The following is a 26265-nucleotide window of genomic DNA, read 5'->3' as shown; positions in this document are numbered from 1 at the left end:
TAAAAAACATATGATTTTAATTGTTGATAGTGGATCTACAAAATCTGATTGGATTGCGGTAGACAAAAATGGTAAACAGATTTTAGAGAAGTTAAGGACCAAGGGATTAAACCCAGAAATCTTAACCTTAAAAAAACTAAAAAAAACAATTAAGAAAAATGAGGTTTTAAAAACCCATAGCAAAGATGTTAGCCATGTTTTCTTTTATGGTGCCGGTTGTGGAACAGAAAGAGGTAAGGAGATGGTTGATAGTGCCTTGAAAGAGGTCTTTGTAAATGCCGATGTAAAAGTAGAAGAGGATACCATGGCGGCCATCTATTCTACTATAAACCACGAGAAAGAAGCTGCTGTAGTATGTATTATGGGCACAGGGTCCAACTGTAGCTATTATGATGGAAATACACTGCACCAGAAGGTATTGTCGTTGGGCTATATATTAATGGATGATGCGTCTGGAAATTATTTCGGGAAGCAATTGATTAGGGATTACTATTTTAACCAAATGCCAGAAGACATTAAGGTGGCTTTTGCAGGAAAGTATAATCTAGAAGCTGATTATATAAAATATAACATTTATAAACAACCCAATCCCAATGCTTATTTAGCCAATTTTGCTGAGTTTATGTTCTTAAATAAAGATTCTGAATATGTCTTAAAGCTCATAAAAGATGGCATTCGTATTTTTGCTAAAAATATGATTTTACAATATAAAGAACATCTAGATACTGTTCCTGTTCATTTCGCGGGTTCTATTGCTTATTTTTCACAAAATGAGATTAAAGAGGTTGCTGAAGAAATGGGCTTTAGAGTTGGTAATTTTGAGCGTAGACCCATTGAAGGTCTAGTAGCCTTTCATATAAAACAATTACAATAAAAATAATTTTATTGCGAGTGAAAAGAGAGGGGGAAGCCCTCTTTTTTTATGTTATAGTATTTCGTAATATCGAGATGTATTAATAGATATTTTTAATAATAAAGGATAGGATAATGGGTTTAAAAAAACATTTAGCCATTTATATTCGTAATACGGATAATAAAGCTCTTTTAATAGACGCAATTATGTCTGGTGAGGCCATTAGTCATGTAGCCGATTTAGAGGGCGCATTGTTTTCAGAAACGACGCTTAATAAATTTATTGATCAAGAACGACGTCATGGTCATTTTAATGTTACCACCGTTACACGCAATAGTTTGTTGCATTCTTCTGAAGGAGAACGTAAAAAAGCATTATTGATGCACCTTATTTCTAAAAACCCCAACTATATTATTGTAGATAATGTATTTGATAATTTAGATATCCGTTCACAACAAGATATTATCCATACGTTAACCAATTTAAGTAAAAAAATACCGATTGTACAAATAACAAATCGAAAAGCAGATATACTTCCCTTTATAGAAGAGGTATATCAATTTCAAAATTTAGAGCTTGTGCCCATCCAAGCGTTTAATTCTAATGCGCAAGCCTTAAGGCCATCGTACTTTAAATCTATCCCTAAGCCAAGTTATCAAAGGGATGATGAAAAAAATCCCTTAGTAAAATTTCAAAATGTTACCATTGCCTATGGGGATAGAACTATTGTGAAAAACATTTCTTGGGAAATTAAAAAGGGTGAATTTTGGCAATTAATAGGACCAAATGGTTCTGGTAAAAGTACCTTATTGTCCCTTATTACGGGTGATAATGTAAAAGCCTATAATCAGGATATTACATTATTTGGAGTAAAAAAAGGAAGCGGAGAAAGTGTTTGGGACATTAAAAAGAAAATTGGGTATTTTTCTTCAGAGATGTTAAGGGGGTTTTATCGCGGTGATGCTATTGGGAATATGATTGTTTCGGGCTTTTACGATTCGGTAGGGCTCTATACGCAACCTACAGATGAACAGATTAAAATAGCACAACAATGGCTTCACGTTTTAAGGATGTTTGAAATTAGGAAAAAAAGTTTTTTGTCTTTGTCTCTTGGTCATCAACGTTTGGTGTTAATTGCAAGAGCGATGGTAAAAAACCCGCCGCTACTTATTTTAGACGAGCCAACAACTGGTTTAGATGATAGTGATGTGATGCTGTTTTCAGAGTTGATCAATAAAATAGCTAAGGAAAGTGATACAGCCATATTGTATGTGTCCCATAGAAAAGAATCTGGGTTAACTCCTGAGTTTATCTATAAACTAACACCCACTGCCATAGGTGCTACTGGCGAAATACAATAAACCTTAAATTTAAATTTATAACAAAACGCATTACAGAAGTGTTTTTTTTCTTTTTTGAATAATAACAGTTCCTATTATGGAGTTTAGGAAGCTATTTGATTAAGCCGTTCCAACTTTATTTAATTAAAAAAGTTAGAACGGTTTTTTTATTTATTTATAAAATCATGCTATTCAAAAAAAAAGAGATTTATTCGGGAGGGGTTAATCTTACGTAAACACAAGGCGATTTAAAAATATTTTCAAAATACACGATAAAATGCTTGCTTTTTACGATTAATTACATAGATTTGCTTTGTTAATCTAAAATTTATAGATATGAATATGAAAATTACTTTATTCTGCTTCGCTCTTTTTCTCGCAATAGGTACGGGTTTTGCTCAAAAGAAAGGAGAAGCCAAAAGCATTATCAGTGATAAGGTTTCTATTAAAAAATATCACAATAAAGAGGAACTGGAGCGTTTGCCAAAAGGAGAATTACTTACACTATATAAAGAGCGTATAGAAAGTCTGGTAAAATTATTGCCCTATATTGCATTTGCTACCAAACCAGGAGTAACGATGACAACATTAGGGATTCCTAATGATAGTGATAATAGTAAAGCACTCGACAATCAATTTAAAGCTACTGATGCTTTTTTAAGTAGTACTTCTGATTTTCATGGCAGGATATTGCCCTATTCCGATACCAATAAATTGGTTTCAGCAATTCTATTTTATGAAGAAACCATGAAGTCTTTACATCAATATAGTCAATTTAATTAAGAGGTCTGTTTAAGGGGCATATAAAAACCATATTACTAATATTTTTTTTAATATGCTTCTGCTGTAAGAAATGGATTAAATGGTTGTTTTTGAAACAATTTAAAACAGAGTAATTTTTCGTACATATATTGTAATTTAATACAGCAGCTATTGAAACATATATTTTTAAATTAAATAAATATTAACTTTTATAATAAAATGCCGTTCATCGATTGATTTTTAATACAATCCCTCTTATTTAGTGTATTTTAACGAAATAATTGGTATTTCATAGATTTATTTCTATTTTTGAAAATAGATTAAAAAAAACCTTATCGCATATAACTATAAATACTCGACTATGAAACACTTTATCCAAATCTCATTCATATTTCTTTTTGCAGTAGGAAGCGTTTTTGCGCAACAGGAAAAAGGAATTGTAGGCACCAATAACTGGTTGAACAACTGGACAGAATTTAATTCTAATCAAAAAGAATATGGCGAGCCTACACAAATATTAACAGGAACTATAACTGAAGATACGAAGCTTAGCAAAAGAGAGGTTTATCTTTTAATGGGAAATGTTTTCGTAACCAACAACGCCACACTTACTATTGAGCCAGGAACTGTGATAATTGGTGATTTTAATACGAAAGCTTCTCTTACCATTGCTAAAGGAGCGTCTATCATTGCTAATGGCTTAGAAACAGACCCTATAGTATTTACTTCAAGTCGAAGTGTTAAAAGACCCGGCGATTGGGGAGGGATTATTATTCTTGGAGATGGCCCTACCAATAAGTTTGGTAATGGGTCGGTATCGAGTTATTATACAGAACTTAATGCTGCAGTTTATAAAAATTCAAATTTCGGCGGAGAAAATCCAAATGCTAATTCTGGTGTTATGCGATATGTTCGTATAGAATATGCTGGTAAAAGAATTAGTAGCGATACGTATTTTAGTGGTTTGTTTTTAGCAGGTGTTGGTAACGAAACTATTTTTGAAAATATCATGATTAGTTTTTGTGCAGGAAACTCTTATGAAGTATGGGGAGGAGAGGTTCATTTTGAAAAAGTCGTGTCATATAAATCAAGTAGTAATGATTTTAAATTTAATTTAGGAACACAGTCTAAACTATACAACTCACTAGCGGTTCGTAGCCCATATGTTTCAAGTAGTCAACGGTCAAGGTGCTTGCAAGTTATTTCGTATGATAAAAAAGACGAGATAGATTTTACAAAGAAAGGCTCTTTTGTAGAAGTGCAAAACATAACACTTTTAACAGAAAGTGATAATTTGAAATCTGATATTGAGAGAGGTTTGGTTAAGGAAGCTATTTTTATCGGACAAAATGCTTCATTGGATATGAGTAAAAGTGTTGTATCCGGTTTTAATCCAGCGGTACTCTTTGAAGAAAGTATTATGGTGAATCAAGAAAATTTAGAGAAAATTAAATTTACCGCTATGTATTTCAATAACTGTGATGGCAATATTTTTGTAGAAAATAATTATAACAATGAAGATTTAGAGAATTGGTATGGTAATAGTGCTTTCTTCAATGTGTATTCAAAAAGCGATGATTCTGAAACCTTTATTGATTTAAAAAATCCTAAAAGACCAGATTTTAGATTGCGAATTAATAAAATAATCGCAACAAGCACCATAAACTTAGATTAAAGGAATTAATAAATAAACTAAAAACCAAAACTATTTGTCTAGTAAGTTTCCTAGAACCTTATAATTTTCCATCTTACATTTTTATAAATTTGGAGCACCCTGTTTGACTTATAGGCATAGCAGGTGGTATAATAATATCTAGGCGTTTTATTTACAAAAGAAAATAATATCGCATGAAGCACCTTTACATTTCTTTTCTTGTTGTTTTTTTTGTTTTTTTTATTCAAATAGTTGGTGGTCAGGCATTTATATCTAAGCCTAGCTTGGGCTTTACACAGGCCTGTGCATCACCTTTATTTAATACTTTTGATATTACGTTTTCCTTTACGCCTGAAACGAATTCAAATCCAACAAATCAATTTATAATTGAGCTTTCAGATAGTTCGGGAAGCTTTGCAAATCCTAACATTTTATTTACATCAACTGCTGGAAGTGTTGTTGAATCGCCTGCCACATTAAACTTCTCTTTACCTACTTCTACATCAGGGGAGGCGTATAAAATAAGAGTAAAAAGCACGGGTTCGGGAGTTACGAGTCAAAATTCGAGTACATTTGCAGCATATTATAAAGTTCATGACAGCCCTTTTACAATAAACAATTCAAATGAAAATGGGAGCTATTGTTCTGGTGGTAGTTACTTGCTTACTATCGATAATCCTAGTGACGGCATGAGTGATTCTCCATTGCAATATCCTTCTCTTACTTTCGAATGGCGAAAAAAAACCAGTCCAACCACGTCCGTTTTTGTAGCAAATGGCTCTAGCTACTCTGTTAGCGAGCCTGGAACTTATTTTGTTAAAACGGATTATGGTACCTGTACTTCCGATTCCTCTTCTAATCATGTAACCATAAGTGAGGCGGGCTCTGGAAACACCACAAGCAGTATAAACTCTAGTCTTGGAAATCCGTTTTGTTCCACTGAGGGCGCTACCACTCTTAGTGCTATAAGCGGAGATAGCTACATATGGTTGAAGGATGGTAAAGAAATTTCAGGGGCTACAAGTCAAACATATGTTACAGAGGAATCTGGAGAGTTTTCTGTAATTATAAATTTAGGAAGCTGTACGGCTAGTGCCTCTATCCTTTTGGAAAGTAATGGATTTACAAGTAGTATTGATGTGGCAGATACCGAAACCATAAACGAAGGGGGGGCTGTAATAGCGTCTATCACTACAGATGCTACTGCTCCAGAATTCGAATGGTTTTTTAATGAGGTTGTTATTTCAGGAGCAACCACTAATAGCTATGAAGCAACACAAGTTGGGCGATATAAAGCTATAGTAAAACAAACAATAGGGTGTATAAGTACTAATGAATTTGAGTTTATAGTAAAAGAACCTTTTCCAGATGTAGCAGATATTCCAAATTTAATTAGTCCAAATGGAGATGGTATTAATGACACATGGGTTATCCCACAAAATTATGTAAATGGGGCAAATACCGAAGTCCTCATTATAAATGCGCAAGGTAAAACGGTATTTAAAACTAATAATTACCAAAATAATTGGCCAGAAAACCAATTAGATTTTCAACATATAAACCCAGTTTACTATTATATCATTACTACCCCAGACAATAAAACTAAAAAAGGCTCCATTACGGTTGTTAAATAACATGAGGAACTACCTTTTACATATAGTTTTGATTTTGTGTTTCACACAGCTTTATTCTCAAGAAAAGGAGGATGGCGCAGCGGCATTTGCATTACCCGTTAGAAACTCTTTAAAATTTAATCAATATGTTATCAACCCTACCTTTAGTTTTGTAAGGGAACAAAATAAATACATTACGTTTTCCAATAAGCGGGAATGGGCTCAGTTTGATAATGCGCCGCAAACCTATTTGTTTAGTTTTTCTGGTAGGTTTAGAGAAAATGCAGGTATCGGGGTTGGGTTATTTCAGCAAGATTATGGTGTATTGACCAATTTTGGTGCCGTGTTGAACTATGCCTATAATGCCGTTATAAATACAGATAGTCATTTAACTTTTGGAATGAATCTAGCAGTTTATAAAAGCGGTTTAAATGATGGTAAAATTATCACAAATTTTTCTGACCCTTCATTAAATAACATACCATCAAACACGGTAATAACTATCAACCCAGGGATAAACTACGGAGTTTCTTTCTTTGATTTTGGTTTGTCGGTAAATAATTTGGTTTCATATAATTTTAATACCTCTAAAATTATAGAAAATAATCCGCAGCAAAGTGTACAACCACACATCATGTACACAGGTTACGTAAATACTTCTGGTTTTTTCGATGATAGTAAATTCTCTACTTTAATACGATCTGAATTTCAAAAAGATAATACTATTGTTTCAGGAGTAGCCATGTTAATGGTACCTAAAGGCATTTGGGCACAAGCAGGTTATAATACCCTTTACGGAGTGTCGGCGGGTATAGGGCTTAATATTACTTCTCAAATAGCCATAGAGTATAATTTTGAAAAAGCGATGGGGAATTTATCAAGTTTTGGAAATTCTCATGACATTACATTAGCTTTTAAGTTTAAAAACAGATACCGCTACAATTATAGTGGAGATGATGAAGAGGTCGCTTTAATTATTCCAGAACAAAAACCGAAGCGTTACTTAGCGAAAGACAATTCAAGTAAAACAGAAGTGGATAGAGAAGCCATTGAAGAAGCAAAAAATAAGGCTAGGGAAGATGCAATAGCCCAGGCCGAGATAAAATCAGAGGCAAGAACTGTTTTAGCTGAAGAGGCAAAGGAAAAAAGAGAGTTGGAGGCTCGTGCTAAGTTAGAATTAGCCGAAGCAGAGGCTAAAGCGCAACAGGAAGCTGCTTCAAGACTACAAGCAGAAGAAGCGGCTAAATTGAAATTGGCAGCAGAGGCCAAAGCGAAAGCAGATGCGGAGGCTTTGGCAAAACGTGAAGCTGCAGCTAAAGCTCAGGCGGAAGCAGCAGAACGCGCTAAATTAGCCGAAGCAGAAACTAGAGCGCAACAAGAAGCAGCCTCAAGACTACAAGCAGAAGAAGCCGCTAGATTGAAATTGGCAGCAGAGGCTAAAGCGAAAGCAGACGCAGAAGCCTTGGCAAAACGTGAAGCTACAGCTAAAGCTCAGGCGGAAGCAGCAGAACGCGCTAAATTAGCCGAAGCTGAAAAAGCTCGTTTAGCCGAAGAAGCAAAATCTCAAATAGCACCGAGTGATGCAACTTCAAAATCTTTAGAAGATTTAAATGCATTAGTACAAAAATCTAAAGTAGAACAGAAGGATCTGTTAAAAGCTTTAAACGAAAAATTAATTGGTAGAGAAAAAGATCTTAAAGATTTAAAAGATGAAAATGATTTAAGTGAACAAGGTATTTACAATGAACCGAAACCATTTAAAAGTATCTCTGCAGAGAATGCAGCCTTGGAGGCATTAAAAATAGAGCTTGATAACTCTATTAAATCTCAAGATTTTAAAATTTCAGAATTAGAAAAAATAAATACAAATCGCTTAAAAAGAGTAGGTAATAAGAAAGATGCTATTACTGCTTATTATACAAACGCTATTGAAACCTTAAAGAAAGAGCAGATCTTAGCGGTTAGAGGAAAAGATTTTTTACTGTCGAGATTAGAAGAAATTAGAATTGCTACGGAAATAGAACGAAAGCGACGCATAAAACGTGCGAGCTACGATAATGAAGAAGATCGTTATTTAAAAGATAGAGCAGCGTTAAAACAAATTAAATCGTTTACACCAAAAGTTAATACGCCTTTAAGTGCATCAGATTTTGATTTTGGAGAAAATCGTAACAAGAATATTCAGATTGTAAAAGATGTTAAAAACACAGAAGAAGGATATTACCTAGTATTGGCAGTCCATAGTGACGTTGCTAAAAGAGATGAGTTTTTACAAAAAGCAGTATCTCTAGGACAAAATAATATAGATTTTTTCTATGATGCCAATACAAGCAAATATTATATTTATTATGAGAAATTTATTAATCTAGATACCGCTAAAAATGCCATGGAATCAAAAGGACAAGCACCTTATGACGAAGAGCGATCTATGGTTAAAATAGAGAACTAAAACGATGAAACAGAACTAAATAATGATGTCTTTTTTTTCCTAGCCCCAAAAAAATAGGAAAAAAAAATAACAACCATAACCAGCCATGAAACAACCTACTTATTTAAAAATAGGATTCTATATCCTAATGCTTTTTTTGGGCTTACAATCTTTTGCCCAAAATTTTGTAGACTTTACTCCCAAGTTTAATAAAACGCTTCAGGGAGACATTCGCCTAATTGGGAATAACATTCTAAGTGAGCATAAAACAGAGCCTTATGGCACTTATCAATATAACCATTTGGTGAACATGAAATATGTTGATATCGATAATGATAATTCAACATTTAATTCTAGTAGTGCCGATTTAGAAATCCCTAACGCGGGTTGTTATCAAATTGTTCATGCCGGTTTATATTGGGGTGCTGTTAATAGAGGCGCTAACTCTGAGTCCATAACCGATGTTAAATTTAAAGGGCCTGAGGGTGGCTATCATGACATAAAAGGGGAAATTATTTACGATGCACAAAGCACTTCAACAGGAAATAGTTATCCTTATGCTTGTTATGCTGATGTTACCAGTATTGTTACAGGTTTTTCTAATAATTTAGGAACCTATACGGTAGGGAATGTCTCTACTGGTCAAGGAAGAACACAAAACGCCAATAATGGAACGGGGCATTCTGCGGGATGGTCTTTGTTTATTGTTTTTGAAGACCCCACTTTACCAGGAAAATACATTACGAGTTTTGATGGCTTTAGTTCTGTAAATAAAACGAATGATGTGGATGTTTTAATTTCTGGATTTCAAACACCTCCTGCTCCAATTCCTGTAACCGCTAAGTTTGCGTTCGCTGCTTTAGAAGGCGATAAGCCAATTACTGGTGATAAACTAAAAATAAATGGGACTACCATGTTTACGGCAGATAGACCCATTAATAACTTTTTTAATTCTACAGTTACAAAGCTCGGTGGTGGTTTAGTTACCAATAGAAACCCAAATAGCACGAATACTTTAGGTTTTGATACCGGTATTATGGACGTTCCAAACCCTACCAAAAAGGTGATTGGGAATGGAGATACTTCTGCAATTATACGCATGGAAAGTTCTCAAGATCAGTATTTTGCTTATTTCTTTGCCTTTGCTGTGGATGTTATACAGCCAAAAATTGTATTGACAAAAATTGTATTAGATGATGATGACAACGACATTGGTGGACAAACTGTTGATCTAGGACAGGAATTGAATTATATTATCGGATTCCAAAATAAAGGGAATGACGATGCTCAAAATATGGTGATTCGAGATATTTTGCCTATTAATGTGCATTTTAATTATCCCTCTGGTTTAGTCGATTTGCCCCCTGCCGTTTCTAGTCATACCTATGATCCACTTACCAGAGAGCTGGTTTTTACAATAGATAAAACCTATTTAAAGAAAAATGAGAGTCCATTAAGTGAAATTAGAATTCGTGTTAAAGTTGTAGAGTCTTGTAATGAATTGAATGATATGTGTTCTAATATTATTCAAAATCAAGCCTTTACTACGTATTTTGGCGTGGAAAATCCTACTTTTGAAATTTCGGATGATCCAAGTGTGAACAGCAATACTTTCTGTGCATTAATTCCTCAAGCTACTAATTTCTTGGCAGATTTAGATGACTGTATCTTTAGAGAAAATGCTACGCTTTGTGCAGATAGCGTGGTGCTAACTGCTGCTAATGGTTATGATAAATACTCTTGGTCAACACATCCTAGCGGTTCTCCTGTTATTGGAACTGATCAAAGCATCAGCGTTAGTACAATCGGGACTTATTATGTCCATAATACGGCTGTTGCGCCTTGTCAGAGTATAGATCAAATTTTTGAGGTTACAAGCTTTGTCGGTGCGGTTCTTAACAACCCTGTGATTCCTTTTGCGGATGTTACAGCAGAATGCCCAAATAATGGTAGGAAATTACCTAAAGTTTTTTTATGCGGTGCTAATGATTCTAGATTAATAGATACAAAAATTACAGATGCTTCATCCATTATATGGGAAAAACTAGTAGAAGGAAGCTGTACGACTACTGTTGGTGACGATTGTGCTAATGAAAGTGAGTCTTGTAGTTGGGGTGAAGTTAGTAGGGGACCAACTTTTGATGCTAATCAGTCTGGTCAATTCAGATTAACCCTAAACTATCAAGGCGGCTGTTTTAATCAGTATTATTTTAATGTGTATCAAAATTTATTAGCCCCTTCTGCATCCGTTGAGGACATTATTTGTAATACGCCTGGAAAAATTATAATTGGTGATGTACCAACAGGCTATGAGTATAGTATTAATGGTGTTGATTATCAGGAAGGTAATGAGTTTGAAGTGCTTGTTCCAGGGGCTTATATCGCTTCTGTTAGACAAATTGGTGTAACTTCTAATCCCTGTATTTTTAAAGTTCCAGAAGTTCAAATCCGAAAAAGAGATTTTACTGTAAAATCTACTGTAACCCAACCTTTATGTTATGGAGATAAAGGGCATATTTATGTGGAAGCAAGAGATGTAAGGCCGCAATATAAATTTACACTTAGTCAAAACGGAACTTCTGTAAACGATTCTGGTCTTGTTATAGATAATTTCTATACATTTCCAAGTCTTGACCCAGGAAACTACACTATTGTAGTAAGTACAGAGGATGGGTGTGAGTTTACAGAAGACGTTGAAATTATAGCACCAACATTATTAGAAGCAACTTCTAGCATTACTAAACCCATAACATGTACCGATGGAGAGATAACCGTATATCCAACAGGCGGTACCCCTCCTTATTTCTATTTTATTAATGGGAGCGAAGACTTTGTAGATAATCCGGTGATACCCATCACAATTGCTGGTAATTATAGCGTGAGAATTGTAGACTCTAATGATTGTGAGGCAAGTACCTCTATAACCATTGAAGCTAATGCAGAACCTGTTTACGAAGTAAACTCTACAAATATTCTCTGTTACGATTCTAACACGGGAGAAATACATTTTGATGTTACCAATGCCAACGGTTACACTATTGGATATAGTATAGACAATGGTAATACCTATATGCCAAATGAAACTTTTTCAAATCTTGCTGCGGGCACTTATGCCACGCAAATTAAATACACATTGGATGGCATTGAGTGTTTTAGTGAGGTTTCGCAAGTGACTATAACACAACCTGATTACGCCATATCGGCATCTGCTGGAGTAGCAGAATTGGCAGGTTGCGACCCTTCAGGTAACGGTTTTGGTAAAATACGTATTACCAATCCACAGGGAGGTACGGCGCCTTATCAATATAGTTTTAATAATCAGGCCACATGGAGCACTGTAAATGAAGCTTATGTAGCACCAGGTACGTATACCGTATATGTAAAGGATGCTAATGAGTGTGTGTATGCCATGCCAGGCATTATTTTAGATAAAAAACCGGTCGATCCTGTTATTGATAATAATATAGCTATTGATTATAATTGCGATGGTACGGCTTCTGGTACAATAACCGTTAATAATCCTGAAAACGCGACTTACTCCTACACTTATTTTTTAAATGGTGTAGAAAACACGAACACAGCCGATCCTAAAACCTTTTTAAATGTACCAGTGGGAGAGCATACTGTTTCGGTAAAATATAAATTAGAATCTGTACCCACCTATAGTAATTTGTTATATGAAACATTTGGTTATGGAAACGACATCACTTCGCCAGGTATAAACACCACGTATTATTGTTTTGAAAGACAAACTGCGGGAACAGAGTGTCATGGTAGTATAAGCATCAATGATGGCGATTATTCGGTTACTTCAAGAATAGTAAAGCCCTTTAGCACATGGTTAAATCCTGTTGATCATACACCTGCAACAACTCCAGCAACTCCAAAAGGAAGGTATTTGGCCGTTAATATAGGAGCAACCATTCCAACATCTGCTGTTTTATACGAAAAGGAAATACATGACATTATTCCTAATCAGCCTATTGATTTCGAATTTTTCGCCATAAACTTAGTAAGATCATTCAGTAATATCTATGATCCTAATTTATTAATAGCCTTGGTAGATGCTTCAGGAACAGAAATCTCTTCATTTTCAACAGGAGATATTCCAAAAAGTGAAAAATGGGAAAAATATCCTAAAACACCTATCACTTTAAATCCAGGTGCTAACACGAGCTTGAAATTTATTGTAAGATCTAATGTTAGACAAACGAATGGTAACGACGTAGCTATAGACGATATCAGGGTTTACCAATTGCCTAAAACGTGTATTGATGAAAAATCGTTCCCCATTATTATAAATGAAGGCAAAGAATTTGGGGCGCATATTGTTAACGCAAGTGATGCCTCTTGTAGTGGTGTTGGAAATGGCAGTATTCAAATTGCAGTAGCAAATTACAATACCGCTACAGGGTTTCAATACTCTATAGATAATGGTGTTAACTGGACTACAGAAACCACATCGCCATTTACAATTTCTAATCTGGATGCGGGTGATTATACTATAATGATGCGCTACGACAATACGGATCTCTGTGAAGTTACCTTACAACAAACCTTAGAAATCCCAGAGGATTTAATATTGGATATCGACACCACACCTGTTACCTGTTTGGATAATTCTACAGTAAAAGTGAAAGCTACTGGCGGTACAGCACCCTATACTTTTGAATTGGTGTATCCAGATACGACCACGGCACTTTTTTCAAATGGAACCTTAACTGATATTGCTGCAGGCGATTATAGAATTAATGTAACCGATGCTAATGGGTGTTCTACCACATCGGATGTATTTACAATAGACGCTGTGGGTACCCCCACCGCTACATTAGAAATAACGAATGCCTGTTATGTATCTGGAACAAATACCAGTATAGAAGTAACGGCTGCAGGAGGTTTGCCACCATACCAGTATAGCATAAATGGAAGCGCCTTTGGAGCAGATTATATTTTTAACAATTTAACGCCAGGCGATTATCATATAATACTTAGAGATGCTAATGGTTGTGAGGTGAATTTACCAACTCAAACGGTTGCCACACAATTGATTTTAAATGCTGAAATTACAAGTGAGTTAGATTGTACTCCATCTTCTATGGCAATAATCACTGGAACGGTTTCTGGCGGTTATGGAGCGAATACTTATGAAGTTGCAATCAATGGCGCAGCCTATACCACTGAAGCAGGAAACCCTTTTCCATACGCAGCCACTACTGCTGGAACTTATCAGTTTAGAGTTACAGACGCAGAAGGTTGTACGGCAACCTCAGAAGTTGTGACTGTAGATGCTGTAGAGACCCCTAGCGCGACTACCATTACTGTAGATGCTACTTGTAATGGGAATAATAATGGTTCGGTACAAATTATTCCTTCGGGAGGTGTTGGGCCGTATATGTTTAGTTTTGACGGTGGTACATTTACAACCACCTCTTTATATTCTGGACTTTTGGCAGGAACCTATGCATACCAAGTGCGAGATGCTAAATCCTGTATTTTTGATGGTTCTGTTACAATAAACGAGCCTACAGATTTAGTCGTTTCTGCAAGTGCCACAACATTGTTTTCTTGTGCAACGGATAATACACCGCAATCTGCAGAAGTAACTATTGCGGTTCCAACCACAGGAACGGCGCCTTACACCTATAGTTTTAATGGTTCAGGATACACGGCAACAAATACGTACAGTGTAAATGATAATGGCTCAAGCCAAACGATTACGTATTCGGTAAGAGATGCCCACGGATGTATTGCTGGAGATTCAGTTATTATCGACCCCTTAAATGCACCAACAGATTTAGATTTTACAGCTTCAACCATTACCTGTGATGCTACAACATCTACAGTAACGCTAACGTCCACAAATGGGGTTGCACCTTTAGAATATGAAACCTTAGCGACATCGCCAATCGTATTTGCTAAGCAAACTTCAAATACATTTGCAGGGTTAACCCCAGGTACGTATGTGTTTAGAGTGACCGATGCAAACGGCTGTTATTACACAGAATCGGTAACTATTAGTCCAGTGACGAATATTGCTGTAACAGGATTAAAATTAAGCGATGTGCTTTGTTATGGCGATAATACAGGAGTGATAGAATTTAAGGTGTCTGGTTACGCAACTTCTTATACCAGTGTGTTAACGTCTGGAACGGGTACGTTAAGCCAAGCTATAGACATTGTTACTTTAACAGATTTAGTGGCGGGTACTTATACCTTAGAAGTTACCGATACCGATACGGGGTGTACTGCTATAGAAACTATTACCATTGAAGAGCCTACTGCTCCATTAGGAATTACAGCAACGGCAACTAACATACATTGTAATAATTATGAATCGCAAATTACTACTACCATTACAGGCGGTACACCTAATTATAAGTATGCAGCTGTTGTAGCGGGAAGCCCAGCACCAGCAGATTCTGATTATGATGCAAATCCTATTATTACGGTGAACACAAACACCGGAGCTGATTTAGTTTGGGATGTTTACGTAAAAGATTTAAACGATTGTTCCATATTTACAGCGGTAACGATTGGAGAAGAAGGATTGCCAACAGTTACAGCACCTGCAGTAGACAATCAATGTAATGTAAGCTCAGGATTCACCTTTACTGCAACAGGAACAGGGATTGCACCGCTTTCCTATAGTATAAATGGCGGAGCATCCTATCAAGACCATGGCACTTTTACAGTTAATGCAGCAGGAAGTTATACCATTACCGTTAAAGATGGAAATGGCTGTACGGCAACCAGTCCTACAGCAACGGAAGTGTTTGCTCCCATAACGGTTAGTGCCAGTTTAACTCAAGATATTAGCTGTTTTGTAACGCCAGAGGCCTCAATAGATATTACAGTATCTGGAGGCAACGCACCTTATACCTATGAGGTGAGTTCAGATGGAGGTATAACGTATAGCGCGATTCCAGGATCACCATACACCACCAACACATCAGGTACTTATCAGTTTAAAGTAACCGATGCTAATGGTTGTGAAAAGGTAACGCCAGAGGTAATCGTTACTCCTAAAGTTGATCCAGAAATTACAGCGGTAGCAATAGGACAAAACATTTCTTGTAATGGTGAAGAAACAGGGGCTTTAAATATCACGATCGATACTTCTAAAGGTTTAGCACCTTTTGTAATAAATGTTCTCAACACGACTACAGGGACAGATTATGGTACGCAAACCTCTGGTTTGGCTGCGGGTGATTATATTATTACGGTTACCGATGCAAAAGGATGTACAGATACTGCTCCAGTATCGATTCTTGAGCCGGATCCTATTGTTCTGGATTTTGATGTTGAGCCAATAACATGTGGTGTAGGAGGAATATCACTTGGAAGAATAATTATTAACTCTGTGACTGGTGGGACGCCTAACTATACCTATCATGTAAAAGGGGTTAATGGCTACGATGAGCAACGCACAAACCAAACAGGGTCAGTTCAATTTTTTGAAGTTGTAGATTTTGGCTTATATGAAGTTATTATTACAGATGCTAACGGATGTATGTTTTTACAACAAGACATATTAGTTGCATCTCCTCCAGAGGATTTGGATATTGACATTGTTACGACAGTAGATTGTATAACTGGTGGTGCAGCAGATGTGAGTATAGGAGCATCGAGTACTACTACAGGTACAGGTCCATTCTATTTCGCCGTATACGATGGTGCAGGTATGATATGGGACGGTATATCTGGTGGGTCTCCTACTTGGCAGTTGGGAACAGGTACGCCTGCTGGAACATCTTTCACAAATCTAACCCCAGGTGTTATTTATACCTTTATTGTATATGATGATGATACAAAATGTTACTATTACGAAACAGCTGCAAGTCCTATTGCTACTAATTCCACTTTAACAGCAGATGCCGTTACCGCAGATAATATTACATGTGTTGGAAGTGCAGATGGCGACGTGTCTTTTACAATTAATAGTATCTACACAAGTGATACGGATGTGAGTTATGAAATATTTGATTCTCAATCTTTAGTATCAACTGGGGTTACGGGAACAGGAACTGTTCCTGCAAATGGATCGTTAGATGTAGAAGATCTAGGGCCATTACCTTTTGGAAACTACTATGTTCTAATTAGCGAAACTTCTGGACCACATGTGGGATGTGGTGTGGTTACCGTGCCTTTTAATATCACAGAATCGGCTTTCGATTTAAGCATTGATGCTACCGTTTCTAAAAACGAAAACTGTAATGCATTAGGCGTACTGTCTGCAACAGCAAGTAACGGAACAGCACCGTATCAATATCAAGTTGTGGCTACAGGTGGTACACCAGATCTTACAGCTTGGGATACTAAAAACACCTTTGAATTAGCCGAAGGTACTTACGATGTTTATGTAAGAGATGCGTATGGTTGTGAAAAATTTGTTTCTAAATCTATAATTAAAGATGCTGAACCTACAATAGATCCAGTATCTCCTCACTGTTTTGACGGTACGCCATTTACAATCACGTTATCAGGAACAACGTTTAATGGAAACATGACTTATAGTATAGGCGGCCAATATCAAACCAGTCCAGATTTTACAATTTCGGCAGCTGGCAGCTATACCGTAAGTATTAAAGACGAGAATGGTTGTATTGCAACAGAAACGTTTGTTGTAGCGCCTCCATTATTATTAGATGCGGATTTAGATTTAGATTTAACGTGTGATGTAGACGCAAGAATTATCTTAAACCCTACTGGCGGCACTGGAACCTACAATACCTACGAGGTTAGTAGCGATGGTGGAGCAACGTATACGCTTATTCCAGGGCCAACGTTCAATACAAATACCGATGGTGTTTATAGGTTTAGGGTTACTGATGATCAAGGATGTCAAGCGGTTTCTAACGACGTTGTTGTTACGCCAAACACCACGCCAACATTTACAACTACCCAAACTAATGTAAGTTGTAATGGGGGAGCAAATGGAAGTATTATGGTAACTGCTGCCAATGGTATTGCACCATATACATATAGTATAGATGGTTTGCCTTTCCAAACCTCAAATGTATTTAAAGGCTTAACCGCCGGTACGTATAGTATTGTGGTTCAGGATAGTAAAAAATGTGACTCGGCTGCTGTTGTAATAACCATTACAGAGCCAACTCTTGTAGGGGGTAATTTAGACCTAACGCATAGCTTAACCTGTGGTATAGAAAACGCAACACAAGCTGCAACTGTTACGGTAACAGGAAGTGGTGGTACGGCGCCATATACCTATAGTTTTGATGGTATAAACTATACCACAACAAACACCTATAAAACATTTGAGGCTGGAACGGTAACGGCTCATGTAAAAGATGCTAATGGATGTGCTATAGATGCTCCCATACAAATTGTAATAGACGCCTTAAGTGTGCCAACCGATTTAGATTTTGTAGCAACACCTGTTACGTGTTTAGCAACAACCTCTACAGTAACATTAACAGCAACAGACGGCATAGGAACATTAAATTACGAGATTATTTCACCTAGTGTTGTGGCGCCCCAAACTTCAGATGTATTTACAGGTTTAACACCAGATACTTATGTGTTTAAAGTTACCGATGCCAATGGCTGTTATTATACAGAATCTTATACGATAGATCCAGTAACTAATATTACGGTATCGGGATCATTGGTTAACGATGTAAGTTGTTCTGGTGGAAATGATGGTGCTGTAAGATTTGAAGCGGCTAATTTCTCTGGTACTTTTAGTTATCAGGTTAATGGTGGATCAGTAATATCTGGTCAAACAGATACAGATAAAATAATTTCTGTAACAGGTTTAGCAGTAGGCAACCAAACCATTGAAGTAACCGATGAGGTAACGGGTTGTACTGAAACTTTTACGGTACCTGTTAGCGAACCTACTCCAGTAGCACTTGTAGAAACAATAAACATTAACGCACATTGTAATTTTGGAGCACAAGTTTCGGTAGAAGCCTCAGGCGGAACAGCACCTTATCAATATGCTTTTGTACTAGATGGCTCGGCGCCACTAGTAACCGATTACACAGAGAGTGCAACGGCAGTTTTAAACCCTGCAATTAGTGCCAATTGGGATGTTTGGGTAATAGATGCTAACGGGTGTACAGATACCATTGATGTGGTTATTGCTACCGATCCCTTACCTAGTGTAACGGTTCCCGCATTTGCCACAGATCATTGTAACGTTACTTCAGGATTTGAATTTACGGTTACAGATCCGGTTGGTATTGCACCATTTACGTACTCTATAGGCCATGGGTTTACATCAAACCCAACCTTTACAGTTGCAACACCAGGAATTTACACGGTTACTGTTAAAGATGGAAACGGTTGTACAAGTGCCGTGCCTGCGTCTATAGAAATTTACCCAGCCCTAAACCCATCTGTTTCCATTACAAAACTGGCAAGTTGTGATGATAATGATGGTGAAATTGAAGTAAAAGGTTCGGGAGGTTCAGATAGTACCTATAGTTATGCTATAAGTCCAACTTCTGGGTTTATAACACAAACGGGTGGTGTATTTACGGGATTAGCCTATAGTACATTATATACCATAACCGTTACAGATGATGTAACCGGTTGTACAGCAAATGTTGAGACGACTTTAGAAGCCCCAACGCCTGTAACGTTTACTGCAAGTGCAACAGATGTAAGTTGTAACGGTGGTAGTGATGGTGAAATAACCGTCACTTTAGAGCCCGGTAACGACAACCCTATTTACAGCTATGAAATAACAGTAGGACCAGAAACAAAAGCAGCTCAGGATTCCAATATCTTTACAGGCTTGCCAGCAGGATTTTATACCGTAGAAGTACGATCGGGAAGAAACTGTGTGGCAACAGAGCTGGTTGAGGTTATAGAACCTGACCTTGTTGTGATAACAGGTTTAGATGTGAAACCATATTCTTGTATCACCGATACCAATACTACCAACTACGCGACTATTACGGTAACGAGCGTCACGGGAGGTTCAGGCAACTATACCTTCTATGAGTTTATTAGAGGCGGGATTATTGTGCAATCGGGTAATAAAAACACATACACAGAAACCGATTTAGCTGGTGGTGATTATGTGATCCATGTATATGATGATAAAGGATGTTCAGCAAGCACAACGACTACCATTGCACCTATTGTGATTTTAGAAACCTTGGAAATTGATATTGTGGATGCCATTACGTGTACCAATGATGAAAGTATCCAAGTTGTGGTAAACCGAGGAGGTGTCTTGCCTACCAATTTACAATATACAGTACAGGATAAAGATGGTAGTATTACTGGAGGTGTTTATAATCAAACCAATACTACAGGTACTTTTACAGGACTTACTGTTGGAAACTATATCATTACGGTAATGAATATGGATACCGGATGTCTTGAAAAAACCGTACATTATGTAAATGCACCGAACACATTCGATTTAACGATTGATAGCGTTGTAGATGTCACGTGTTTTAGTGATTCAGATGGAAGTGCGGAGGTGACTTTTATAGACCGCTTAGCAAATCCAACGAGTAAAGCAGGACCTTTTAGTTATGAGGTTTTTAATGTTAACGATTTAGTAACTGCTGTACATACGGGAACAACTACAAATGCAGGCCCGGTTACTATTCCTAATCTGGCAGCAGGAACGTATACCGTAAATGCAACTTTAATAAATACACCGTTTTGTACAGTAAGTAAAAACTTTACCATTACGGCACCAACGGCAGCTTTAAATGTGACTACTACCCATTCAGAAATAACCTGTGTAACTGGTAATAACGACGGTACCATTTCTGCAAAAGCCACAGGAGGTTGGCCAGGGGGTTACGAATATCAATTGGAATTAGTTTCAGGAGGTATTCAAGTACCATTTAGCACAAATGCTATTTTCACGAATTTAACTGCAGGAGATTATAATGTAAGAGTTAAAGATAGCAGAGGATGTGAAGCTTTTGCGCCTGTAAGTTTGGTAGTTCCTCCACCAATAACAATATCTGTATCGGCAACACCATCGTTATTGTTATGTTTTGGAGATACGAATGCAACGCTTACAGCTAGTGCCTCAGGAGGCCAAGGCAGTAATTATTTGTATACCCTTAATAGGGTAACGGGTACACCAACAACATCTGGCCCTCAAACGTCTTCTACTTTTACAGGTTTAGGAGCTGGAACGTATAGCATTACGGTAACCGACGGCTATAATTGTACAGAAACCTCTGCCGAGGTTGTTATAACCGAACCAGCAAAAGTAGAAGCTAATTTGATCAAGTCGATTTCTCAAACCTGTTTAACAGATACGGAGTTAACCTTAAGTGCCACAGGAGGTACAGGAACATATGAGTATAGTGCAGATGCTAACTTTACAACAGTATCAGCGCCATTTACATCGTCTACAACCATCTCAATTCCGCAAGGCGTTTCTGGAATCTACCAGTATTATGTTAGAGATACCAATGGCTGTTCGGCTTATGTCTCTAATCAAATAAAGATAGACCCGTTTATACCTTTAACGGTTAATTTAACAGCTATTACAAGCCACATTAACTGTTACGGTGATACAAACGGTAGTTTTATTGCGACGGCTCAAGGCGGTTTGGGTAACTATGTTTATACTTTGCAAGATGCTAGTGGCAACGATATTTCACCAACACCAGTTCAAACAAGACCAGGTGTGTTTGTAGATCTTCCAGCAGGTACTTATACGGTTTTTGTTGAAAGTGGAGATTGTGATGCAACAAGTGCTCAAATTACAATTACAGAGCCAGCCCTGCCTTTTGATGCAACCTTTAATACAACAAATGTTGTATGCTTTGGTGAAACTGATGGGGAGTTGGATATAATCGCTACAGGCGGAACAGGCACAATCAAATACGCCATTTCGCCACAGTTAAACCAGTTCTTTGAAACATCTAAATTCGAAAATCTTGCTCCAGGCACCTACCAAGCGATCGCGCAAGATGAATTGGGCTGTTATATAGTGCATGATTTTGTAATAACCGAACCGATTCCAGTCATCCTTACACTTATTCCTGGTTCCGAGCTTCCAGAAATATGTGAAGGAGATTTAGATGGAGAATTTAGTGTTGAAATCTCTGGTGGTACACTGCCTTATAGCGTGAGTTTAGATAACGTTGATGGGCCATACATCCCAGGAGCGCCAACTCAAACCCAATTTGATTTTACAGGTTTGGCCGGCGGTAATCATACTGTTTTTGTTCGTGATGCACTTGATTGTGAAACCGAATGGGACATTGAATTTCCAGAATCTGTTTTAATTGTTCCAGAAGTTGAGGTCGCGTTTGATTGTACCGACAACCTACTGTCTAATAGTGTTACTGTTACAGTTGTAGATAACGGGATTGATCCGTCTGAATTGGATTACTCATTAAATGGAGCGCCTTATCAAACCAGTAATATATTTTTGGATGTGGCATCAGGTTTAAACCACTATATAGATGTAAGGCACACTAATGGCTGTATTGTAAGAACGGCACTTTTTGATGTCGATCAATACGATCCTTTAGAACTTGTGCTAGAAGATGGTGGATTAAATGAGATTGTAACAGTTACCACGGGCGGTGCAGCACCTTTTGAGTACAGCTTAAATGGCGTGAGTTATGGGGACACTAGTACATTCATCATTTATAAATCTGGTGACTATACAGTTACTGTAACCGATAGTAATGGATGTACCGCAACAGTTACCAAATATTTTGAATTTATTGATGTGTGTATCCCTAATTATTTCGTTCCAGAAAATGGAGGTTGGGGACCAGGTTGTACGTCGCAGTACAAAAACATGACTTTCGATATCTTCGATAGGTATGGCCGTAAAATAGCAACATTACGCTTAGGCGATAAGTGGGATGGTACGTATAACGGGAAAGAACTTCCTACCGGTGATTATTGGTATGTGGTAAAACTTAATGACAAAAATTACGATCGTGAATTTGTAGGGCACTTTACACTTTACAGATAATGATTATTAGTGATAGAAACCTCTTAATGGAGCATTATGAAAATTAAAAAAGCAATCGTATATCTAGTACTCTTGGTCATGGCAAATAGCTTTGGCCAAGAGCTTAATTTACCTGTATTTACACAATATTTGTCGGATAATAATTTTGTGGTATCCCCTACATACGCGGGTATAGGGGATAATTTAAAAATTAGGGCTAATGCGCTTACCCAATGGGTAGGGATAAAAGGCGCCCCAGACAACCAATCTATTTACGGAGATGTTAGGATTGCCGATCGCTCGGGAGTGGGATTGTCGTTCTACAATGATAAGAATGGAAATACACTTCAGTCGGGAGCTAAAGTTTCTTTTGCGCATCACCTTATTTTAGACTATTACACCAAACAATATTTGTCTTTTGGTATCTCTTATAATTTAAATAGTTTCAGAATTAATATAGATAACTTTAATACCACTTACGAAAACCCTTCTATAGACCCTTATGTAACAGATGATAGACGTACTACAAACCATAATTTTGATGCTGGGGTGTTGTATAGAAATAGAGGTTATTTTTTAAGTTTTAATGTCAACAACTTACTGGATAAAAATATAGATGAAGCCATTAGAAAATTAGAACCGGGGTTATTATTAAACTATCAGATTTATTCTGGATACACTTTTAGGGGAGCTAAAAGTAGTGGCCTGGAGTTTGAGCCTTCTATATTTTATCAGATGTTTAGTAGCGATAAGCGTTCTAGTACCGACCTCAATTTTAAGGTTCGTAAATACGATAGAAAAGAAGATTATTATTGGGCAGGCATTTCCTATCGCTATTTAAACGATCAGTTTTTTAAACCTCTAAATATTGGCCCTATGGTCGGGTTTCAAAAGTCTATTTTTTATTTTGGCTATGCGTATCAAGTTACCATGAACGATTTGTCTGGCTTTAATTCGGGTACACACATGGTCACTATTGGCTTGAATTTTTTACAAGGTATCAGTAATTGCCCATGTACACAGAGTCCGGTTCATTAATTTAATTTTTTTGGTATACGTTTTACGTTCTGGTACACAGCGCTCTTAGATCATTTTGTAATGATTGATAATTTTAATACTTTTAGAAGATAGTATTTCCTTCACTATTTATTCAGACCATGAAAAACGAGTTGTTTTAAGGTAGGTTTAACGTGCTGAAAAGGATATGTTGAGTATGTTCTTCTTATTTTTGCATTAAAGATTAATCAGCCCCTTATTGCCTATGTATGCCACGATAATTTTAGAGTTTATATTAATCTCCATCTCTATTCTTTTATTATTTAGGTTTCGATCTGAGTTGGGTTTGGCGCCTCTTTATATTTTATTGGGATCGATACAATATTTACAAGCTAATTTAGGGGCGGAAGTAAGTTTTGTTTTTTTTGATTCTTATGCCATTTACCCAGGATCCGTAATTTTATTTAGTGCCGTTCTATTCGCCGTTTTACTAATATACATTAAAGAGGGCGTAGCAAGTGCCAGAACTCTTATTATGGGTATTATTATATCCAATTTTATTATGGTAGGATTGTTTGAAATCACTCATGCACAACTGCTTATAAATGAAAAATCTCAAGGGCTTGATCTCAACCCCGTTTCCATATTTAAAACAAACCAAAGGTTTTTTATTTTAGGAACATTCATTTTAGTTTTAGATTTTTTCTTACTGACGGTCTTATACCAATTTTTAATTTCAAAAATTAGAAAAACATATTTCTTTTTCACCCTGTTTTTATCACTGTTCTTGGTGTTAATGTTCGATTCGTTACTCTTTAACGCTTTATTATTTTATGATGCAACGGGTTTAAAATCTGCATTAATTAGCCATCTTGTCGGCAAAACAGTTGCTGCTATCATCTTTTCCCTGATTCTCTATATTTACTTAAAATTTGTAATAAAAGAAACCAGATATGCAACGTTTATTACAAGTCAAAAAAGAGATATTTTTTCAATTCTATATTATCAAAAAAAAATTAAGAATTTAGAAACAGAAAAAAAAGAAATTGAAGAAAAGTTGGTTTCTCAAATAGAGACCACGCTAAATAAAATCTCCGATGGCTTCGTTTCTTTAGATACCCAATGGTGTTATACGTATGTAAATGAAAAAGCAGGCGAACTTTTAGGTAGAATTCCAAGTGATTTAATAGGTAAGAATATTTGGGTAGAATTTCCTCATACCGTTAAGCTTTCTTTTGATGATGTTTATAAAAGGGCTGTAAAAACTCAAGAAACACATTATTTTGAAGAGTACCACGAGCTATTCGATAAATGGTTTGAAGTTAGGGTTTATCCCGCTACCGAAGGGTTAAGTATATACTTCTCGGATATTACAGATCGGAAAAAAGCAGATGAAAAAAATCAAATTTTATTGTCATTAATAGAAACCAGTGATGATTTTATCGGTCTAGCAACGCTAGACGGTAAACCTTTTTATGTTAACACCCCCGGCAGAGCACTAGTAGGACTAGAGGCTCAAGAAGCATTGCCCAATAGCATTTCGGCATTTTTTCCAGAAACTTCTCCTGCATTTTTAATAGCGGAAAACGAACCAGGTATCATAAGAAACACGAGTTGGAATGGGGAAACAGAATTTCAACATTTTAAGACAGGAGCTAAAATTCCAATGGAAATGTCGAGGTTTTTAATTCGGGATAAGATTACAAACCAACCCATCGCATTAGGGAATGTAGCTAAAAATATCACTAAGAGAAAACAGATTGAGAAAAAGATAATTAATAGCGAAAAGTTATTCCGAAGTTTAACCTCCAATGCACCTGTCGCCATATTTCAGTCCAATATCAAAGGGTTTTGTAATTATGTTAATGAAGAATGGTTAAAATATACAGGCATGTCATTTAATGAATCGATGGGATTTGGTTGGAAAAATGCTATTCATCCAGAAGATAGAGCACGCGTATCCCTAGAGTGGCAAGAGGCATCATTGTTTGAAAAAGAATTTATTTCAGACTTTAGAGTTCAAGATAAAACGGGTAAGGTAACTTGGTTATCTGTGAAAACCGTTGGGCTATATGATACGCAAAATAAGCTTTATGGCTGTTTAGGGATATTATTGGATATTACAGAACGCAAAAGAGCAGAGGAAGAAATAATAAAAAACGAAAGGTATCTTGAGAGTATTATAAACAATATTGGAGACCCTGTATTTGTAAAAGATGATCAAAACCGTTTGATTTTGGTAAATGAAGCGTTTTGCTCCATGTTAAACCTTTCTAAAGAAGCTATTATAGGAAAAACTTTAGCAGAAAACGTATCTCCAGATGAAAAAGAAATTTATTTTCATAATGATAATCAAGTACTCTCTACGGGTATAGCAAATATTAATGAAGAGACGCTAACAGTTCAAGGTGAAGCTAAACGAATAATATCAACCAAAAAAACGAGATTTGTTGACGATGCAGGCAATAAATTCCTCATTGGGACTATAAGAGATGTTACCAAAAGAAAAACTATAGAAACAGAATTAAAAAAACACAAATATAATCTTGAAGAATTAGTTAAAATACGGACCGAAGAGATTAATTTAAAAAATGCCGAATTGCAGCGTATAAACAAACTGTTTGTGGGTAGGGAATTAAAAATGAAAGAGTTAAAGAATATAATTAAAGAATTGAAACAAAAACATGATAATTAAAAC

9 protein-coding genes are annotated in these 26265 nt (G+C 36.5%); all 9 read left to right on the top strand.

Annotated elements, in window-relative coordinates:
• Positions 1 to 10 precede the first annotated feature (10 nt).
• Positions 11 to 874, top strand: coding sequence for a BadF/BadG/BcrA/BcrD ATPase family protein (locus ACFFU9_RS02410; protein WP_379859773.1), 864 nt, complete (start codon positions 11 to 13; stop codon positions 872 to 874).
• A gap of 113 nt (positions 875 to 987) precedes the next feature.
• Positions 988 to 2214, top strand: a complete 1227-nt coding sequence (locus tag ACFFU9_RS02405; RefSeq protein WP_379859772.1) for an ATP-binding cassette domain-containing protein — start codon at positions 988 to 990, stop codon at positions 2212 to 2214.
• A 315-nt stretch (positions 2215 to 2529) separates the two neighbouring features.
• Positions 2530 to 2976, top strand: a complete 447-nt coding sequence (locus ACFFU9_RS02400; protein WP_379859771.1) for a hypothetical protein — start codon at positions 2530 to 2532, stop codon at positions 2974 to 2976.
• Between the two features lie 340 nt (positions 2977 to 3316).
• Positions 3317 to 4630, top strand: coding sequence for a beta-helix domain-containing protein (locus ACFFU9_RS02395; RefSeq protein ID WP_379859770.1), 1314 nt, complete (start codon positions 3317 to 3319; stop codon positions 4628 to 4630).
• 173 nt (positions 4631 to 4803) lie between these two features.
• Positions 4804 to 6243: a T9SS type B sorting domain-containing protein gene (locus ACFFU9_RS02390; protein ID WP_379859769.1), complete on the top strand. Its 1440-nt coding sequence runs from the start codon at positions 4804 to 4806 to the stop codon at positions 6241 to 6243.
• Between the two features lies 1 nt (position 6244).
• Complete coding sequence (locus tag ACFFU9_RS02385; protein ID WP_379859768.1) at positions 6245 to 8671, top strand: PorP/SprF family type IX secretion system membrane protein; 2427 nt, start codon at positions 6245 to 6247, stop codon at positions 8669 to 8671.
• An 85-nt stretch (positions 8672 to 8756) separates the two neighbouring features.
• Entirely contained in the window at positions 8757 to 22592 is a 13836-nt protein-coding gene (locus tag ACFFU9_RS02380; RefSeq protein ID WP_379859767.1) for a T9SS type B sorting domain-containing protein, read from the top strand.
• Positions 22593 to 22628: 36 nt separating this feature from the next.
• The gene (locus ACFFU9_RS02375; RefSeq protein WP_379859766.1) at positions 22629 to 23609 is read left to right on the top strand and encodes a PorP/SprF family type IX secretion system membrane protein; all 981 of its coding nucleotides are present in this window, start codon (positions 22629 to 22631) and stop codon (positions 23607 to 23609) included.
• Between the two features lie 223 nt (positions 23610 to 23832).
• Positions 23833 to 26262 (top strand): PAS domain S-box protein, encoded by a 2430-nt coding sequence (locus ACFFU9_RS02370; protein WP_379859765.1) that lies wholly within the window; start codon positions 23833 to 23835, stop codon positions 26260 to 26262.
• The last annotated feature ends 3 nt before the right edge of the window (positions 26263 to 26265 follow it).

The organism is Mariniflexile ostreae (genome assembly GCF_042427585.1).
Classification (GTDB): domain Bacteria; phylum Bacteroidota; class Bacteroidia; order Flavobacteriales; family Flavobacteriaceae; genus Pseudalgibacter; species Pseudalgibacter ostreae.
The sequence above is the reverse complement of the archived record's forward strand: the minus strand, read 5'-3'. Positions and strand labels throughout refer to the sequence as shown.

Excerpts from the sequence above, each read along its gene's own strand:
- ACFFU9_RS02410 (WP_379859773.1), top strand. The coding sequence starts at position 11 with ATGATTTTAATTGTTGATAGTGGATCTACAAAATCTGATTGGATTGCG.
- ACFFU9_RS02405 (WP_379859772.1), top strand. The coding sequence starts at position 988 with ATGGGTTTAAAAAAACATTTAGCCATTTATATTCGTAATACGGATAAT.
- ACFFU9_RS02400 (WP_379859771.1), top strand. The coding sequence starts at position 2,530 with ATGAATATGAAAATTACTTTATTCTGCTTCGCTCTTTTTCTCGCAATA.
- ACFFU9_RS02395 (WP_379859770.1), top strand. The coding sequence starts at position 3,317 with ATGAAACACTTTATCCAAATCTCATTCATATTTCTTTTTGCAGTAGGA.
- ACFFU9_RS02390 (WP_379859769.1), top strand. The coding sequence starts at position 4,804 with ATGAAGCACCTTTACATTTCTTTTCTTGTTGTTTTTTTTGTTTTTTTT.
- ACFFU9_RS02385 (WP_379859768.1), top strand. The coding sequence starts at position 6,245 with ATGAGGAACTACCTTTTACATATAGTTTTGATTTTGTGTTTCACACAG.
- ACFFU9_RS02380 (WP_379859767.1), top strand. The coding sequence starts at position 8,757 with ATGAAACAACCTACTTATTTAAAAATAGGATTCTATATCCTAATGCTT.
- ACFFU9_RS02375 (WP_379859766.1), top strand. The coding sequence starts at position 22,629 with ATGAAAATTAAAAAAGCAATCGTATATCTAGTACTCTTGGTCATGGCA.
- ACFFU9_RS02370 (WP_379859765.1), top strand. The coding sequence starts at position 23,833 with ATGTATGCCACGATAATTTTAGAGTTTATATTAATCTCCATCTCTATT.